At 67.6% G+C, this 16,029-nt stretch carries 12 protein-coding genes; 6 read left to right on the plus strand and 6 right to left on the minus strand.

Annotation, left to right across the window (positions count from 1 at the left end; genetic code table 11):
• Window positions 1-119 precede the first annotated feature (119 nt).
• From G6O54_RS34640 to G6O54_RS34655, 4 genes are all read right to left on the minus strand, one after another.
• On the minus strand, window positions 120-422 hold the full coding sequence (locus G6O54_RS34640; protein ID WP_165234765.1) for a hypothetical protein: 303 nt from the start codon (window positions 420-422) through the stop codon (window positions 120-122).
• 64 nt (window positions 423-486) lie between these two features.
• On the minus strand, window positions 487-2,319 hold the full coding sequence (locus tag G6O54_RS34645; RefSeq protein ID WP_165234768.1) for an ATP-binding protein: 1,833 nt from the start codon (window positions 2,317-2,319) through the stop codon (window positions 487-489).
• 124 nt (window positions 2,320-2,443) lie between these two features.
• Window positions 2,444-3,193, minus strand: coding sequence for a PspA/IM30 family protein (locus G6O54_RS34650; protein ID WP_165234771.1), 750 nt, complete (start codon window positions 3,191-3,193; stop codon window positions 2,444-2,446).
• Between the two features lie 112 nt (window positions 3,194-3,305).
• Window positions 3,306-6,197: a TPM domain-containing protein gene (locus G6O54_RS34655; RefSeq protein ID WP_165234774.1), complete on the minus strand. Its 2,892-nt coding sequence runs from the start codon at window positions 6,195-6,197 to the stop codon at window positions 3,306-3,308.
• A 615-nt stretch (window positions 6,198-6,812) separates the two neighbouring features.
• On the opposite strand from G6O54_RS34655, the gene G6O54_RS34660 reads away from it, so the two are divergent.
• The 3 genes from G6O54_RS34660 (at window position 6,813) to G6O54_RS34670 (ending at window position 9,971) form a co-directional block, all read left to right on the plus strand.
• Window positions 6,813-8,300, plus strand: a complete 1,488-nt coding sequence (locus G6O54_RS34660) for a serine/threonine-protein kinase (protein ID WP_165234778.1) — start codon at window positions 6,813-6,815, stop codon at window positions 8,298-8,300.
• Window positions 8,301-8,448: 148 nt separating this feature from the next.
• On the plus strand, window positions 8,449-9,357 hold the full coding sequence (hemQ, locus tag G6O54_RS34665) for a hydrogen peroxide-dependent heme synthase (RefSeq protein ID WP_165234782.1): 909 nt from the start codon (window positions 8,449-8,451) through the stop codon (window positions 9,355-9,357).
• The gene (locus G6O54_RS34670; RefSeq protein WP_205679137.1) at window positions 9,354-9,971 is read left to right on the plus strand and encodes a Maf family protein; all 618 of its coding nucleotides are present in this window, start codon (window positions 9,354-9,356) and stop codon (window positions 9,969-9,971) included. The genes hemQ and G6O54_RS34670 overlap by 4 nt, the downstream gene beginning before the upstream one ends.
• A 44-nt stretch (window positions 9,972-10,015) precedes the next feature.
• Here the strand turns inward: G6O54_RS34670 and G6O54_RS34675 are convergent, their stop codons facing one another.
• A complete protein-coding gene (locus G6O54_RS34675) occupies window positions 10,016-10,420 on the minus strand; it encodes a response regulator transcription factor (protein ID WP_165234785.1) in 405 nt (134 codons plus the stop codon).
• A gap of 316 nt (window positions 10,421-10,736) precedes the next feature.
• On the opposite strand from G6O54_RS34675, the gene G6O54_RS34680 reads away from it, so the two are divergent.
• The 3 genes from G6O54_RS34680 (at window position 10,737) to G6O54_RS34690 (ending at window position 13,844) form a co-directional block, all read left to right on the plus strand.
• Complete coding sequence (locus G6O54_RS34680; RefSeq protein ID WP_165234788.1) at window positions 10,737-11,990, plus strand: hypothetical protein; 1,254 nt, start codon at window positions 10,737-10,739, stop codon at window positions 11,988-11,990.
• A 378-nt stretch (window positions 11,991-12,368) separates the two neighbouring features.
• A complete protein-coding gene (locus tag G6O54_RS34685) occupies window positions 12,369-12,683 on the plus strand; it encodes a hypothetical protein (protein ID WP_165234791.1) in 315 nt (104 codons plus the stop codon).
• 396 nt (window positions 12,684-13,079) lie between these two features.
• The gene (locus tag G6O54_RS34690; protein WP_165234794.1) at window positions 13,080-13,844 is read left to right on the plus strand and encodes a BON domain-containing protein; all 765 of its coding nucleotides are present in this window, start codon (window positions 13,080-13,082) and stop codon (window positions 13,842-13,844) included.
• A gap of 1,028 nt (window positions 13,845-14,872) precedes the next feature.
• Here the strand turns inward: G6O54_RS34690 and G6O54_RS34695 are convergent.
• Window positions 14,873-15,724 carry a hypothetical protein gene (locus tag G6O54_RS34695; RefSeq protein ID WP_165234797.1) on the minus strand — a complete coding sequence of 284 codons (852 nt, stop codon included), beginning with the start codon at window positions 15,722-15,724 and terminating at the stop codon, window positions 14,873-14,875.
• Window positions 15,725-16,029: the final 305 nt, after the last annotated feature.

Consider the following 16,029-nt stretch of genomic DNA (forward strand, 5'->3'; position numbering starts at 1 on the left):
ATAGGATTGGGGTGAGAGAGGGCTCGGGACGGAAGCGGGGCGATCGACGGCAGGGGCCACTGTCGGCCGTTCCCCCGTCCTCCTCGCCCCGCGCCCCTCGTCCCTCGCCCCTTCCCGAATCAGCCTCGGAACTTGGTCTTGGGCCGGGCGGCCATAATTTCGTGGATGGTGTGCATGATGTTGTAGGCGGTGAGCTCGCAGAGGAGCTTCGTCACCTCGCCGTGGATCTTCTCGGGGAGCTCCGGCTCGACCTTCTTCATGAGCTCGACGAGGCGTTCTTCCTGGGCCTTCAGCTCGTGGGCCTCGATCTTGCCGTCGGCCATGGCCTCCATGAAGCCGGTCAGGCGGGTCGCGTAGTCGTTGATCAGCGGCGCGTCGGTCGCCTCGTCGAACCAGTGCAGCTTCCCGTGGTCCTTGCTCATCGTTCCGCCCTTCGGATTCTCGAACTGGGATTCGTCAGGTTCATTTCCGGTGGAGACGTCGATCTCAATCCTCGATCAGTTGCTTGATCTTGGCGACCCGTTCCTGGAGCCGGGCCCGCTCGTCGGGCTTCTTGAGGCGTTCCCTCCAGTCCTCCGGGAGGAAGGTCATGGAGGTGCACTCGAGGACCGCCGCCAGCTCCTGCTTCTCCTTCTCCAGCCCTTGCGCCGAGGGGACGAACTCGTCGATGGCCTTCTTCAGGTCGTCGGCGGTGATCTCCTCCCGGTTCTGGATCAGGGCGCCGCGCTTGGCGATCAGGACGATGCTCTCGATGTCGGCTCCGCTCAGCCCCCGATCGGCCAGGCCGGCGGGGAGGAGGTCCGGGTTGACGGGTGCCTTGTTCTTCCTCCCCATCACCTTGAACATGTACCGGACCTCCGCGTCGTCGCGGGGGTTGAAGAGCGGCAGGTGGACCTCGGCCCGCCCCTGTCGCTTGAGGTCGATAGGGAGCAGGTCGGGCCGGCTGGTCAGCAGCATCCAGATCAGCTTGCCGCGATAGCGGGTGTCGCCCATCTGGCTGGCGATCATCGAGAAGACGCGCCCGGACGTGCCGGAGTCGCCGCCGGACTCGCGATTGCCGAGCGCCGCGTCGGCCTCGTCGATGACCACCACCACGGGCCCCATGGCGCGGAGCACGTTGAGGAGCTGCTCGAGGTTCCCCTCCGTCTCGCCCACGTACTTGGAGCGGAAGTTCTTGAGCTTGACGCAGGGGACGCCGACCGAGCCGGCGAAGCACTCCGCCAGGTAGGTCTTGCCGGTGCCGACCGGGCCGCAGATGAGATAGCCCATGGCCGTGGCGTCGAGACGACCCTCCGCGAGCAGCTTGGCGTCGTCGACCAGGCGCTGGCGGACGCCGTCGTTGCCGACGAAGTCGTCGAGCGTGTGGGGGGGCTCGACGAATTCCACGAGGCCGCGGGCCTGCCTCTCGATGAGGCCCTTCTTGAGGACCTTCAGGCTGCCGGCGTCGAGCTTGATCCCCGACTTCTCGGCGCGGGCGAGGAGCCGCTCCAGGCTCACCAGGCTGAGGCCGCTGGTCAGCTCCGCGAGCTGCTCCGGGGAGAAGTCGGTGAGGTTGCCGAGGTGCCCGTCGCGGCCGTCATACCAGGCCGCGAACGCCTTGCGGGCCGCGGCATCGGGCATGGGGACCTCGATCGTGGCGACCTGGGGGCTGCCGACGAGCCGCTCGTTGAGCTCGCTGAGGCGGTCGCAGAGCATGCAGATGGCGATGTTGCTCCGCTTGATGTACGGGCTCTGCGCCCAGGCGAGGAACCGGACCAGCCGCGTGCCCAGGGTGGCGGCCATCTGGGAGAGTTCCATCGTCGGCATCAGGAACTGCGCGTGGTCGAAGAGGACCGCCACGTTGACCCGCCGCGCCGGGTCATCCTCGAGCGTGTTCTTCTGGAAGAGCTGGTCGAGGAGGGCGAGGATCGCGTCGGGATCCTTGGGCCAGAGCTTGGGCTCGCCGATCCGCTCGGAGACAGGGCCGAACATCTTGCGGAGCTTCTCCCGATCCGTGCCGGCGGCCATCCTCAGGCCGTACGAGAGGTCGTGGATCAGGACGATGTCCCAGCTCCCGAAGAGCTGCGTCGCCAGGAAGTCGGGGACCGAGCCGTACGTCCCCGGCGCGGCGTCGTCCTGCTTGACGACGTCGTTGACGTTGCCGTGGAGGATGAAGACGCAGGTCGTCCCCGCGAAGTACTGCTGGGCGAACTCCCTGGCCCAGCCGGGATACCACCGCGGCACCAGGTCGTCGTAGGCCGGGACGATCGCGGGGCCGCCGGGCGGCGGCGTGGCGGAGGTCGGGGCGGCCTGTTCGGACGGGGGATTCCCCTTGACCACGGTTCGGACTCCGGAGGTTTGACGGCCGACGTCGGGGACGAGAACAAAGCAGCGATCGTGGATACGAAGGCGGGCCGCGTCCCACCTCGGTGGCGCGGGGCGCGGCCCGGCGTGGGCCTCGCGTTCAGATCTCCGGCAGCGGCTCCAGCGCCTTGGTCGCGGGGCCGAGCTGCCTGGTGGACTGGGCGGTGGCGGGCGTGGCCAGGCCCATCTCCTTCTCGAAGTCCTTGAGCGCGTCCTCGGCCATGGTCTTCTCGACGGCGATCTCGCGCTTGACGTCCTCGACGCCCTGGCCCGACAGGTCGGCGGAGACCCGCACCCGGGCGCGGTTCTTGTCGATCTGGCTCTGGATGATGTCCTCGGCCTGGCCGAAATCGGTCGTGACGTCGAAGTTGAACTGGTTGGCGAGCTGCGACATCTCGGCCTCGGCGCGGCTCATCTTGAGGTCGGCGTCGTACTTGGTGATCTTGTGCTTGACGTCCTCGAGCTTCTCGACGGCGTGCTTGATCTTGAGCAGGTTGTTGTTGTACGCCTGCTCGTGGAGGCCGAGCTGACGCTCGTTCTCCTCGAGGTCCCCCTTGGCCCGCTTCAGGTCGAGGGCGAACTTGGCCGCGGTCTCGCGGTCGCCGGCGGTGAGGTACGCCTTGATCTTGGCCTCGAGCGTGGAGACGACCTTGCGCTGGCCCTCCACCTGGCGGGTGACCCGCTCGACGAGCGCCCGGTACTGCGCCAGGCCCTCGCGGCCCTCGCGGAGTTGATCGACGGACCGGTCGTACTCGTATTGCATCTGGGCGATCGGGTCATACCCGCTGAACATGTTCGCCAGCTTGTTGAACTGAGCCGCGATGGCCTTCCAGAGTTTGCCGAAGATCATGGTTCACCTGTGTCCGACCCTGTGACGATTTCCCGACGACGCTCAATATGGTAGTGAAGAATCCCTGCATTTTCCACGAGGCCGGCGACGGCCCCCGGCCGACGACCGCGGCCTACCATCCTCCTTCCGCGGTCCCGGTGGACCAGGAACCCGTGGCGGTCCCCGCCCGGTCCCTCGCGGGCGGGGCGGATTCGCCGCGGGGGGCCGCCGCGGGCATGCCCCCGACGCGGAAGACCGGCCCTCCCCCCAGCGGCAGGTCGTAGGCGCGGCTGCGGGCCGCCGACGCGGCGAGCTGCCTCATGAAGGCCTGCTGCGCGGCCTCGGCATAGGCCTGGCGGATCTGCTGGATGGCGGCGGCGGCCGTCCGGATCGACTGCTCGTAATCCTGCGACTGGTAGAGCTGCTGCGCCTGGGCCACCTGGCCCTCCGCGCCCACGGTCCCCATGGTCACCCCCATGGAGAAATAGCCGCGAGCCTTGCGCATCATCCGGGCGGCCTCGGCGATCTCCTGCTCCGCCTGGCGGGCCAGGCGGATGTCCTCCTGCGCCAGCCGCTCCGAGTAGGCGAGATCCTGGGCCGCCCCGCGGACCAGCTCCAGGCAGCGTACCCATTCGCCGTTGGCCCCCCCGGCCTCCGCCGCGCGGAGCGAGCTCTCGGCATTCCGATAATGCTGGTTGGCGGCCAGCCGGTCCTCCTCGTGGCCGGCGAGGAAGGCGCCGACGCGGCTCGCCTCGCGGCGGACCCGCTCGACCTCGTCGTTGTATTGCTGGTAGGCCCGGACGTCGGCCTCCGCCTGGTTCCGCGCCGCCGCGAACTCGTCGAGGGCGCGGGCCAGGACCTGGCGGGCCGCCGGCCAGTCCGGGCGGGCCTCGCGCATCAGGGCCACGGCCTGATCGCGCGACTTCCTGGCCGACGCGAACGTCCCCCGGGCCACCGCGCCGATCGCCTGATCATGCTGGCCGAAGTAGCGATCGGTCGCGTGCTCCGTCTCGTCGAGGGAACGAGCCCCCTGCTGACAGTCGGCCCGGATCGCCTTGAGGGCATTGAGCTGCTCGGCCACGCCGTTCATGAGCCGGAAGACGGCACGCTGCTCGTCGGCCAACTGGCCCAGCAGCCGCTCGCCCAGCAGGTACTTCTGCGCCTCCGGGGTGGCCGCGGCGGCGGCCTCCGCGGCCTTGCGATCGAAGCTCTCCAGCAGGCCCCTCGCCTGGGCCAGGTTGCCGGCGACGGCCTGGAAGGAGCCCGGCGCGAACTCGCGATTGAGCTCGTCCTCGAAGGCCGCATACTGGCCCACGGCTTCCCGCAGCCGCTGGGTCTCGCGGACCCGTTCGGGCTGGTCCTTCTCGCAATGTTCGCGGGCCTTCAGGACCGAGTCGAACGTCTGGCGGGCCTGATCGAGCGACTCGTGGGCCCCCTTGAGCTGCTCCAGGGCCACCTTCGGATCGCCGTCGTGGACGGCCCGGCGAAGCTGCTCCAGCCGCTGGTATGTCTGGGCGATCGGATGATCCGGGTTGCCCCCATCCTCGTCGAGCCGCAGCCCCTGGCTCCGCCGAGAGCCGACCTCCTCCCCGAGGACCTTGAGCGCGTCGCTGACCTTCCGCCCGTCCGCGAAGCTCTCCAGGATCTGCTCGATCCGATCGCGGAGCGCCACGGCTCGCTGCCGGGTCGACTCCAGGCTGCGGCGGGCCCCGATCGGGTCCGGGACGAGGATCTTGCCGGCCTTCTCGGCCTCGCCGGCCACGCCGTCGAGCTCGGGCTTGTAGGGGACCGTCGGCAGCCCTTCGTGCGCGACCTTCTCCACGCGGTCGTCGATCTCCGAGCGGCTCTTGCCCACGGCGTCCGCCTCGGCCCGGGCGTCCTCGTGCGACCGATTGAGCACGTCCATGCTGGCCGCGCACGCCTTCGCCTCCTCGTCGATCTTCTCGAAGGTCTTCGAATCGGAGACGAGCTGCTCGGCCTCCTTCATCTTCTGGGTGCCCAGGGCCGAGTCCTTCTTCGCCAGCGCCTCCGCCTTGTCGAGGACGTCCATGACCTCGAGCCAGCGGTCCCAGAGGCCGGTGAGGTGCGTCTGCGTCTCCTCGTAGTAGGCGAGGGTCTCCCCGGACATCGGCTCCTTGAAGTCGGCATCCTCGACGGGGAGCTTCTTGAGCCTCGCCTTGAGGGCGTCGAGCCGGTCCATGACGTCCACGGCCTTCTTCTTGTACTCCTTGATCTTCCCCTCGACGCTGTTCCGCGTCCGCCGCCGCGCCAGCCAGATCAGCCCGGCCATGATCAGGCCCACGGCCAGCAGCGAGGCCAGGAGCGCCATGACGGCCTGGCCGGTCGTCTCTCGGCTCGAGACCGCCTGTGCCGGCGTGCCGACAACGGCGGGCGTGCCGGCCGTCGCCTGCTCCGGGGCAGGCGGGAGCGGGAGCGGGACGGCGGGGAAGAGGGCCGTCCCCGTCTCCACGGCCCTGGTGCCGCTGTCGGTGCGGGCGATCTCGTTGTTCACGGCCGCCAGCAGGGAGGCGATCGCCTCGGGGTAATTCTGCTCGCGGGCGAAGGGGGCGAAGTCGCTGCCGATGAGCGACTCGAGCCGGGCTTGCTCCATCCCGCGGCGACGCCGCAGGTCGTTCCCGGGGTGGATGGCGACCCGCCGATCGTCGACGGCCACCAGCGCGAGGACCGACCGATCCGGATCCAGCTTCAGCCCCTTCGCCTCGGCCTGGCCGCGCCAGGCCCGGACCAGCTCGTCCAGGTAGCGGCCCGCCGCATCCGGCCCCTCGCCCGCGGATCGGACCACGATCGCGAAGTAGGTCTGCGGCGACGACCGCTCCAGCTCCTTGATCGCCCGGGCCACGGCCCCGTAGTCCCCGTCGACCCCGGCGACATAGAGCCGATCCCCCGTGTATTCCGGGACCGGTGTCTTCTCCGCCCCCCAGGCCATCCCCGCCGCGCCCATCATCGCGCAAAGGGCAACTACGCGTCGCAGGGCCCGCCGAGGAGTCCGCGAATCCACGATCATGTGCTCAGATCCCCCCGATGATCGTCCCGCCGGGACGGCCGCGAATCACGCCGTTGATGCGGCCCATCTCCGCCGGTCCGGTTTAGCAAAAGCCGCGCCCCGCGGGAGTCTTCGCTCCCGGGCATCGGTTTCTTGGACGGTCTCTCGGGCTCGTTCCGATCGCCCTCATCCCGGTTTCGTAAGTGCCCCGCGATGATACTCGAACCGATTCTTGCAAGGCCACCATCCAGTCGGTACGGCGGTCGGCCTGAAGTCTCACCCCGCCCGGCTTCGATCGGGATCGTCAGGCCGCGAATCGCTATGTCGTGCTAGGATTCATAAGGGCCATATTAACCAAGAATTAAGCCATACTTGATCCCTAGGTCCGTCACGGCTGGTGACATCCTCGTAAGCATGAGTGAGAAGAGTGAAACCGTGGGGTGAGCGATCTCGATTCCGGTCTCTTTCAAGGAAAGTGGAAATCCACGGGAGGCCAGGTTGCTCCTCGTGATCAACGTTCTAGGTTCTAGGGTGAGAGACCCCGAAGGGTGGGGGGGGCCGATGGCGTTCCCGCTCGACACTCGTCGCGGAAGCCTGGTCGGCGAGAGGATTGCCGCGATCCTGGGAGGCGCAACGATGAATCCCCCGATCCGCGTGGTTTGCGGGAGTTGCTTGCGGAGCGTGGAGATCGGCTCGCGTGAAGGCTCGGCGCCGGGCGGCGGCCTCTGCCCGTTCTGCGGCGAGCCGGTCGACAGCGAGTCCCCCGGCACGGTCTCCCGGGCTCGGATGGACGAAGAGACGGCCCGCGGGGGCGAGGCTTCGCCGTCGAGCTGGGCGGGGATGTGGAGTCGCGGCTCGCTCGGCTCGCTCGGCCGGTTCCAGCTCCGGGAGCGGCTCGGCGACGGCGGCTTCGGCGAGGTCTACCTGGCCTTCGACCCGAGGCTGGACCGCGACGTCGCCATCAAGGTCCTGAAGCAGGCCAACCCGACGGAGCGGGTGATGGAGCGGTTCTTCCGCGAGGCCCGCGCCGCGGCCCGGCTCGACCATCCCAACATCGTCGCCGTCCACGACGCCGGCTTCGACAACGGCCGATGCTGGGTGTCCTTCCACCTGGTCAGCGGCCGTCCCCTGAACTGGTATCGCGACCACCATCGGCTCGACCCGCCGACCGCCGCGCGGATCCTCCGGGAGCTGACCGATGCGGTGGACCACGCCCATCGCCAGGGCGTGATCCATCGCGACCTCAAGCCGAGCAACGTCCTCATCGACGACCTGGGCCGCCCCCGGCTCATCGACTTCGGCCTCTCCCGGCGGTCGGACGTCGAGTCCAGCCTCACCCGCGACGGGGCCATCGTGGGGACGCCGGCCTACATGAGCCCGGAGCAGGCGATCGGCCAGAGCCGCCTCGTCGACGAGCGGAGCGACGTGTTCAGCCTGGGGGTCATGTTCTTCGAGATGCTCTGCGGCCAGCGCCCGTACCCCGCGTCGGGATCGGGGAATTACTCCGAGATCGCGACCGGCCGCAAGTCCTCGGCGAAGTCGCGTGCCCCGTCGGTGCGGGCCCTCAATCCCGCCGTCCCGTCGGCCCTCGACCGGATCTGCCAGCGAGCCATCGCCCAGGACCCGGCCGATCGGTATCCGTCCGCCAGGGCGCTCGCCGACGACCTGGACGCCTGGCTCTTCGACCACCGCAAGGCGACGAGGCCGCGCGGCCGCGCCCTCGCGATGGTCGCCGCCGGCCTGCTGGCCTGCCTGGTCCTCGGCACGGGGCTGCATGCCGCGTACTCGCGGGGGGATCGCCGGCCGACGACGAAGGCCGAGGATGGCGGGGGCACGGGCCCGGCGGCGATCAAGGCCCTCCTCGAGGCGTCGAGCCCGTCCGACGAGGTCCCAACCGCTGCCGGGCCGGCGCCGCCGGCGAAGCCGAAGGCCGCGATCCCCTCCGCGCGATTCGTCGGCAGCACCCACTCCGGCAAGTTCCACCTGCCGACGTGCAGCAGCGTCACTCAGATCACCGACGGCAACCTGATCGCGATCGAGAGCCCTGAGGACGCCGCCGCCAGGAACCTGAAGCCGTGCGGCATCTGCAAACCCCTCTCCTCCAACCGCGGAAAGAAGTCCTGACAGACCCGCGTCGTCGGGACATGCCCGGTTCCCGGATCCTCCGGCCCCTCAACCCTCGTCCCGTTCCTCTGTTGTCGGCCCCGCCGCCCGGGCCATACAATCGCTCCCGTCACGTTAGAGTCCCTCGCGAAGCGATCGGGAGCCATCGATGTCGCACGATCCCTCGAACCCGGCCACGCACGGCCCCCAGGCCGCGCCTCGGGCGCAGCCGACGCACGGCCACCGGCCGGGCGCGTCACAGCAGACACCCGCCACCCTCGTGCCGGAGACGGGCTGGCACTTCCTTCACCTCTTCTATCGGATCGATCGCGAGCGGCTCCATCGCCTTGACGCGGAGCGACGCGAGGCGGGCCGACGCGACCTCCTCGCGGCCCTCGCCGCCAGGGCGCCGGGCTCCATCGAGCAGCTCCAGTGCTTCGCCGTCCCGGGTCACAAGGCCGACTTCGGGGTGGTCCTCGCCGGGCCGGACCTGAAGGCGGTCCACGGCGTCCAGATGGCCATCCAGGCCTCGGCACTCGGCCCCGCGATCGTCCCCGCCTACTCCTTCTACTCGCTCACCGAGGTCTCGGAGTACGTCCCCGACGCCGAGGAATACGGCCGGATCCTCCGGGAGCGGGAGAACGTCGATCCCGAAAGCCCCACGTACAAGGCCAAGGTCGCGGCCTATTCGGAGCGGCTCGGGCCGATGAACCGCCAGCGCCTGACACCAGACTTCCCGGACTGGCCCTGCCTCTGCTTCTACCCGATGAGCAAGATGCGCAGCGGCGACCAGAACTGGTATCTCCTGCCGTTCGAGGAACGCTCGGAGCTGATGGCCCAGCACGGCCGCAGCGGGATGAAGTTCGCCGGCAAGGTCTCCCAGGTCATCACCGCATCCACCGGGCTCGACGACTGGGAATGGGGCGTGACCCTCTGGGGCCGCAATCCGCTCTATCTCAAGGACATCGTCTACACGATGAGGTTCGACGAGAGCTCGGCGAAGTACGCCCTCTTCGGCGACTTCTACTTCGGCTATCTCCTCCCGCCGGAGGAGCTCCTGGAAACGATCCGATTGTGAGTCCGCCCGATCATGAGACCCGGGCGGGCGCGAGCCCGGCCGACCTGGTGCTCGCCAGCACCTCGCCCTATCGTCGCGAGCTGCTGGCGAGGCTGGGCATCCCCTTCCGCTGCGTGCCGCCGCCGTTCGACGAGTCCGCCTTCCCGAGGGAGGGCCTCGCCCCCCGGGCGCTGGCGGAACGGCTGGCGGAGGAGAAGGCCCGGAGCGTGGCGGCGATCGAGCCGGACGCGGTCGTCATCGGCTCCGACCAGCTCGTGGCCATCGACGGCGAGGTCCTGGGCAAGCCCGGTACGCCCGACCGTGCCATCGACCAGCTCGCCAGGCTCTCCGGGAGGACGCACGAGCTGCTGACGGCCGTCGTGGTGACCTCTGCGGGGGGCGTGGAGCGATACCTGGACCGGACCCGGATGACGATGCGCGCGCTCGACCGCGCGGCGATCGAGCGCTACGTGGCCGCGGATCGGCCGTTGGATTGCGCCGGGAGCTACAGGCTGGAAGATCGCGGCATCGCGCTGTTCGAGGCGATCGAGGGCGAGGACTACACGGCGATCGTCGGGCTCCCCCTGATCCGGCTGGTCACGACCCTACGCGGCCTGGGCTTCCTCGTCCCGTGACGAAGGCCCGGGGCCGGGCTGCGCCGGCCGAGGGGACGCCGCGATCAGGGCTCGTCGTCGTAGCCGTCGCGCGACTTGACGCCGAGGACGCGCTCGATCGATCGGACCAGCTTCTCCATCGCGAACGGCTTGCGGATGTAGTCGCGGACGCCCAGCATCTCGGCGTAGGCGCGGTGCCGGCTCCCCTCGTTGCCGGTGATCATGATGGTGGGGATCAGGCCCCCCGGCCGGCTCTTGAGCTTCTCGAGGACGAGGAAGCCGCTCTTCTTGGGCATCATCATGTCGAGGATGAGCAGGTCGGGGTTCTCGCGCTCGGCCACCATCAGTCCGGAATTGCCGTCGCGGGCGACGAGGACGCGGAAGCCCTTGTTCTCGAGGATGGTGCGCATGGACTCGATGATCTCGTGATCGTCGTCCACGAGGAGGATGGTTCGCTGTTGAGGAGGCATGGTGTGATACCCACGAGGCTAGGGGCCCAGGGAACGTGCGGGCCGTGTGCAGATGGATCGATCATATCCCGCACGCCGGCCAGGGACAAGGGGGCCGGAGGCCGGCCGATCCATATATCGAAAATTGTGAATTCTCAGAAAAAAGGCGTGCCCTCGCGGCGGTGCAAAAGGCGGCTGAGCCCTTCCAAAGGGCCCCGGCACGGGGCCATAATCTATTGTTGAGTGCTCGGGGCGGGGTGGGACCAGGTCGACGGCGAGGCACCCGCCGCGAGGCGGGGCGAGAACTCCCGGGCCGTTCAGAAAGGATGGCGGGGCGATGAGACCTTGGATCGGCTGGATGACCGGGGCCGGGCTGGCCGCGGTGTGCTTGATGGCCGTCGGCTGCGGCGGTAGCGACGTGCCGGACCCGGGCTCGGATGACGCGGCGGCCAATGAGGGGGCCCCCCCCGCGGCCCCGCAGGGCGAGGAGCCGCCGGCGGCCGTCGCCGCCGCGCCGGCACCGGCCGCCCCGGGCGGCCCCGCCCCGGCCGCAGCCCCGGCACCGACCCCCGCTGCATCGAAGTCAGCCGGGACCGACAAGCCGGCCGACGAGTCCGTGGCGGCAGCCGCACCGGACGCCGCACCGGGCAAGTCGGAAGGGGATTCGACGACCGCCGAGATGCTCCGGCTGGCGACCGCCAGCCAGCCCCCGCCGGCGTCCTCCGCCGGCCCGGAAAACGGCCCGGGCGCGGGCGGGCCGCAGGCCGGCTTTCCCGGCGCCGGAGGCGGCTCCGACATGGCCGCCCGGATGAGGCAGGGCATGAGTTCGGGCGGGCCCGGCGGCAGCGCCGGCGCACCCATGATGTCCTCGGGCGGGCCCGGCGGCAGCGCCGGCGCCCCCATGGCCTCGGGCGGGCCCGGCGGCAGCGCCGGCGCACCCATGGCCTCGGGCGGGCCGGGCGGCAGCGCCGGTTACCCGGGAGCCGGCGGCGGGGGTGCCGAGTCCGAGATGAGGGCCCGCATGCAGGGCCAGCGGAACAACGGACCGGGAGGCGTGCCCAGCGGCTATCCCGGCGCCGGCGGTGGCCCCGGAGGCAGCAACGGTGCCCCCATGGCCGGCATGATGGGCATGAGCCCGGGAGCCGGTGGCGGCGGCCAGGACAACGGACCGGCCACGACCGAAACCCCCGAAGGTGCCGTCCATGCGTTCCTCAACGCCGTCAAAGCCAAGGATCGCGACAGGCTCACGGAGGCGACCGCCATGCACGCCGCCCAGAGCGGCAATCCCACCGAATCGATCAGCCCCAAGAACGTGGAGTTCTTCGGCAAGATCCTCGACGGCAGCATCTCCGACTCCGACCTGGATGACCTGGCCAAGAAGCTGGACGGATACCAGATCGGTGGTGTCAATGCCGTCAAGAGCACGGGCAAGATCGGAATCTATATCCAGAAGCAGAGCGAAGACGGAGACTTGCATCGGCGGACGCTCACCGTCCGCAAGGAGAAGAAGGGCTGGGGCGTCATGGACATCGGCGCCGAGACCCTCTTCAAGGGCATGGGCGGGCAGCGGCGGAACACGAACCGGAGATGAGATGACCCCCGCTCTCCCGACCACGTCCTCTCAGCCAGCCTGCCGCAAATCCTTGTGATCGAACACCCTGTGTCCCGGGGAGGCTCGGATTGGAGCTTCCCCGGGACATTGGCTTTCCCGTCTTCGACAGGGTGCATTGAAAGAACGACCCTTGTAACTCTTCCAACGATCCGGACCGGATTCGCCGCGGAATCCCGGATTTTCCTCAAGATTTCCCCTTGAGCTGCCGGGAATTCGACGATTCACGGGCCCCAGGATCGTTTGGTACGGAGAATGCGTTACCACCCCTCCAGCCTCATCGGGAATGCCCGATCATCTCGGCCTCGATTCCCATCTCCGGTCTCTCCACACAGGAACCAAGGAAGGAGCCTGTCTGGCATGTTCGTCTCCAGGATCGATCTCTGCGCCGTGCTCGAAGCACTCGTGGTCTTCTTCCAGGTCTGCGGCGTCATGGGACTCTGCGTGAATCGGCTCATGCCCAGGTCCGCCTGGTGCTATCGGGGGAAGATCGGCTTCATCGTTGCCCTCTTCGGCCTGGGGATCGCCGGGGCCCTCTGCGGCCGGCACGATTCCGAGTTCGCCCTCTTTGCCGGCGGGACCATGACCGTCCTGCTCATCGGCATGACCATCGGCAACAGCACGATCGATGCCACCGATCCCACCCCGAGCTACGCACGGACCGAGGCGGCCTGATTCGGGGACCTTTTTTCGTCCCGCAAATCCTTTCAAATCCGTGACTTGGACTCCTCGGGGCGATTCCGCCCCGTTTTTTTTTCGCCCGCCATTTGACCGCCTCCAAACCGCGCGCCATATTTCCGCGACGATCAGAGTGTCCGCGGATCGGCGCGTCCCGCCCCATCACCTCGACGCACACCCAGAGCCGTGCCTCTCCCGGCCTCAGCAGCCTTGCTCCCGTCGTGACAGTCGGTGGTCGGCGCTCGCCCGCTAGCCGCAGGACTGACGCGATGCAGGGAAGGGAGCAAACCAGTAAGTAGCCTCAGGCCAGATCATCCTCCGACCCGACCGGCGTGTCCCGCTCGCCGATCGCCTCGAGAATGAGTCGGATTCATGCGGGAGAAGGACTTTCCCATGATGGTTGGACTGAAACGGATTTCAACCGTGGTCGGGCTCTTCGCGACGACGGCCACGCTGGCGTTCGGCCAGGGGACCTCGACCAATCCGAACCAGACGACGGCGGACTCGGTGGCGGGCGCCCTGCGGTCCAGCCGGACCCTCTCCGGGTCCCGCATCGAGATCGACGCCCAGGACGGCGTGGTCAGCCTGACCGGCACGCTGGCCTCTCCGGCCCTCAAGGCCGAGGCGGTCGCCCGCGCCCAGCGGGTTGCCGGCGTCCGCGGCGTCGTCGATCAGATCCGCGTGGCCGACCAGACGGTCCGCACCGTCCAGTATCAGCCCCAGCAGGTCGCGATGGGCCACCTCCACGGCGGCGGCACCGTGATCAACGGCGGCACGACCGGCGGGATCGTCAGCGGCCCGGCGGCCGGCGGATTCGCCAGCGGCCCGGCGGCCGGCGGATTCGTCAACGACGGCGGCCCGCTCCCCGAGGGCCCGGCGGGCGGCGGCAGCGCCGGCGGCGGTGCGGCCCCGGGCGCCCCGAACTACGCCTGGCCGAGCTACGCCCCCTACCCCAACTTCTCCGCGGTCGGCTACCCGACGGCCTACCCCTGGCAGGCCTGGCCGAACATCGGCCCCTTCTACCCCTACCCGGAAGTCCCCCTCGACTGGCGAGCGGTGACCCTCCGCTGGGACGACGGGATCTGGTGGCTTGACTTCAAGAAGCACTACACCCGGCCGTTCTTCACCCCCTACCCGTTCGGCCTCTTCGCCTACTGAGAAGAAGAACCGAACGGCGGGCTGACGAACCCCGCCTCGCCTCGACATGACCGATCGGCGTCCTCTCGGATGCCCCACCGCGACGGCCGCCCTGGAAACCCCCGGGCGGCCGTCGTCGTTTCGGCTCTTGAATCCGGGATAACGGCAGGGTGCGGTCGTCTCCCCGATCCACCTCCACCTGATTAGTTCACCCCGCCTGCTGTGGGGAATCGGGATGTCCCCGTGGCCCTCTCCCTCTCGCATCCACCAACTCCCTCAGATGGAAGCATACGCCGCCGCGTCGAATCGAGAGTAACCCAGACCCTTCAGACACCTGAGAGCAATCGCTATGTACCCTTCGAAGTCTGCCCCTTTCGGTCGTCCCATGGGCTAGCTCCGCGGGTGGTGGTTGGGGACCAACCCCCGACGATAGCCGACGTGGCAAGGATGGCTTTACCGAACGCTTCCTCCGCACTCCATCACCGTGCGGAGGCGGACAGGCACGCCGGTGATCGGGGCGGGCGATGTCTGCCCCATCTGGGGTGAGAAGCTGGCCAGGCATCACCCAATCGCGATATCGGTTCCCGGCACATTTGACTCCCTTGACACCTCTGACTCCCCTGGTTCGTGGGCCTCTTCCGGGAGGTGGCTCAGCCCATCCGAGGTTTCTCCTTCACCTGGCTCGGCCCTTTCTCGAGCAGCGAAAACACGTATCCAAACGCCAATCCGGTCACCACTCCAACCACACTGTGAACTTGCACATTTGTAGCTCCAGATCCCATGCAATGTCCATACAAGCCCCCCGCGTACGCGAGCGGGCAGGTGAAGAGCAAGACCCAGGACTTTCGGGTTATCCCGAGGATTGACACTAGTAAGAACATGAGATTAATCACGCTGTCCAGCGAAGGGAAATTGACCACGCTAAACAACGCAGCCGGAATACCTCCTGCCAGGAACAGGACTATCCTCATCGCCCCCCAAGCACCGCCTGGATTGCTAGAGTCACCTTTTTCGCAATTCGAGGTCCATTGCATAGGTTACTCCTGCCATCATCCGTAGCACGACTCAAAGAAACTCTCGACACGATCAATGAGAGCATCAGCACTCTTGCTCGCGCCCAATCTAGTGGTCCGCCCGGACAGTCGAACCAGGCGATGGTCTAGCTCTTTAATATGAGGCCTGCCTGTGACTTCCAGCAATTGGTTTACAATCATGATTTCGCATGGCAACAGATCAAATGGAGGATCCGTAAACTCTGGTTTCCGACCCCTTCCAGAATCAGAGATATTCATTAACTGGTAGTCACACATAGATGCCATCATTTCCATCGGCACACCACCAATTCTTGATATCGATTCAAGAACACCAACATATGGATCTCTGAGCTGACCTGAGGATTCCAGTCGCCTGTTCTCGGCAAAGTCCAAGCAAGCCAAGACAAAAGGTTCAAATCGCCGCCTCTGCCAGAATTTCTCATCAATCGCTCCAGGCTCCGCCGCGGCTCGCCTGAGCACGGCTCCTGCGATCCCTGCCCATGCATCACTAGAGCAAACCAGGCAGGCGGCGCGACTTATATGATTTGTCAGATTCATGCGTTTGACTAACGGTGACACAAAACACGCATGAGCACGTATCTTTAGTGACCAACCCCAGTAATCGAACGCCCGTGCGACCTGCGACTCCCAGTCACCGCTGCCATCCGCGGCGTCCAAAATCCCCCGGACACCGTATACGGTTGCGAGACCATCGAGGCAATCAGTGAGCACCAGACAAGCCTGCGGCGAACCATCTGCGAACTCCTGCTCAATGTATCGAAGCTCGCGTTGCTCGATTCGGTCACCGTTATTGGCTAGCCACTCCCTGTGATGCTGAAGCTGAAGGCCAACAGAGTCTTGAGACATAGATCACCTCATCTAGACCATGGAGATCTGCGCATCACGCGATTGAGTATGTCGACGCCGATGACGTTTCCGCTCACCTTCAAAGGGTCACGTTGGAGCTCGCGGAGGAATTCTCGAGCCAAGCCCTGTGTTGCGGCATCGAGATTGCGATAACGCCCCGGGCAGCTCGAAGGGGACGGGGCAGCTCGAACGGCGATTCACGCCTCCCAGGGAAGCGGGACCTTTGTGTGCAAGCTCATATCAGGATCTTGCTGAAGCACCTTCTCCCGCTGGAACGGCCAACCGTCGGCACCAAGTTCTCGGCC

The organism is Aquisphaera insulae, from assembly GCF_011064615.1.
Classification (GTDB): Bacteria; Planctomycetota; Planctomycetia; order Isosphaerales; family Isosphaeraceae; genus Aquisphaera; species Aquisphaera insulae.

Excerpts from the sequence above, each read along its gene's own strand:
- G6O54_RS34660 (WP_165234778.1), top strand. The coding sequence starts at position 6,813 with ATGAATCCCCCGATCCGCGTGGTTTGCGGGAGTTGCTTGCGGAGCGTG.
- G6O54_RS34675 (WP_165234785.1), bottom strand. The coding sequence starts at position 10,420 with ATGCCTCCTCAACAGCGAACCATCCTCCTCGTGGACGACGATCACGAG.
- G6O54_RS34695 (WP_165234797.1), bottom strand. The coding sequence starts at position 15,724 with ATGTCTCAAGACTCTGTTGGCCTTCAGCTTCAGCATCACAGGGAGTGG.
- G6O54_RS34690 (WP_165234794.1), top strand. The coding sequence starts at position 13,080 with ATGATGGTTGGACTGAAACGGATTTCAACCGTGGTCGGGCTCTTCGCG.
- G6O54_RS34680 (WP_165234788.1), top strand. The coding sequence starts at position 10,737 with ATGAGACCTTGGATCGGCTGGATGACCGGGGCCGGGCTGGCCGCGGTG.
- hemQ (WP_165234782.1), top strand. The coding sequence starts at position 8,449 with ATGTCGCACGATCCCTCGAACCCGGCCACGCACGGCCCCCAGGCCGCG.
- G6O54_RS34640 (WP_165234765.1), bottom strand. The coding sequence starts at position 422 with ATGAGCAAGGACCACGGGAAGCTGCACTGGTTCGACGAGGCGACCGAC.
- G6O54_RS34650 (WP_165234771.1), bottom strand. The coding sequence starts at position 3,193 with ATGATCTTCGGCAAACTCTGGAAGGCCATCGCGGCTCAGTTCAACAAG.
- G6O54_RS34685 (WP_165234791.1), top strand. The coding sequence starts at position 12,369 with ATGTTCGTCTCCAGGATCGATCTCTGCGCCGTGCTCGAAGCACTCGTG.
- G6O54_RS34655 (WP_165234774.1), bottom strand. The coding sequence starts at position 6,197 with ATGATCGTGGATTCGCGGACTCCTCGGCGGGCCCTGCGACGCGTAGTT.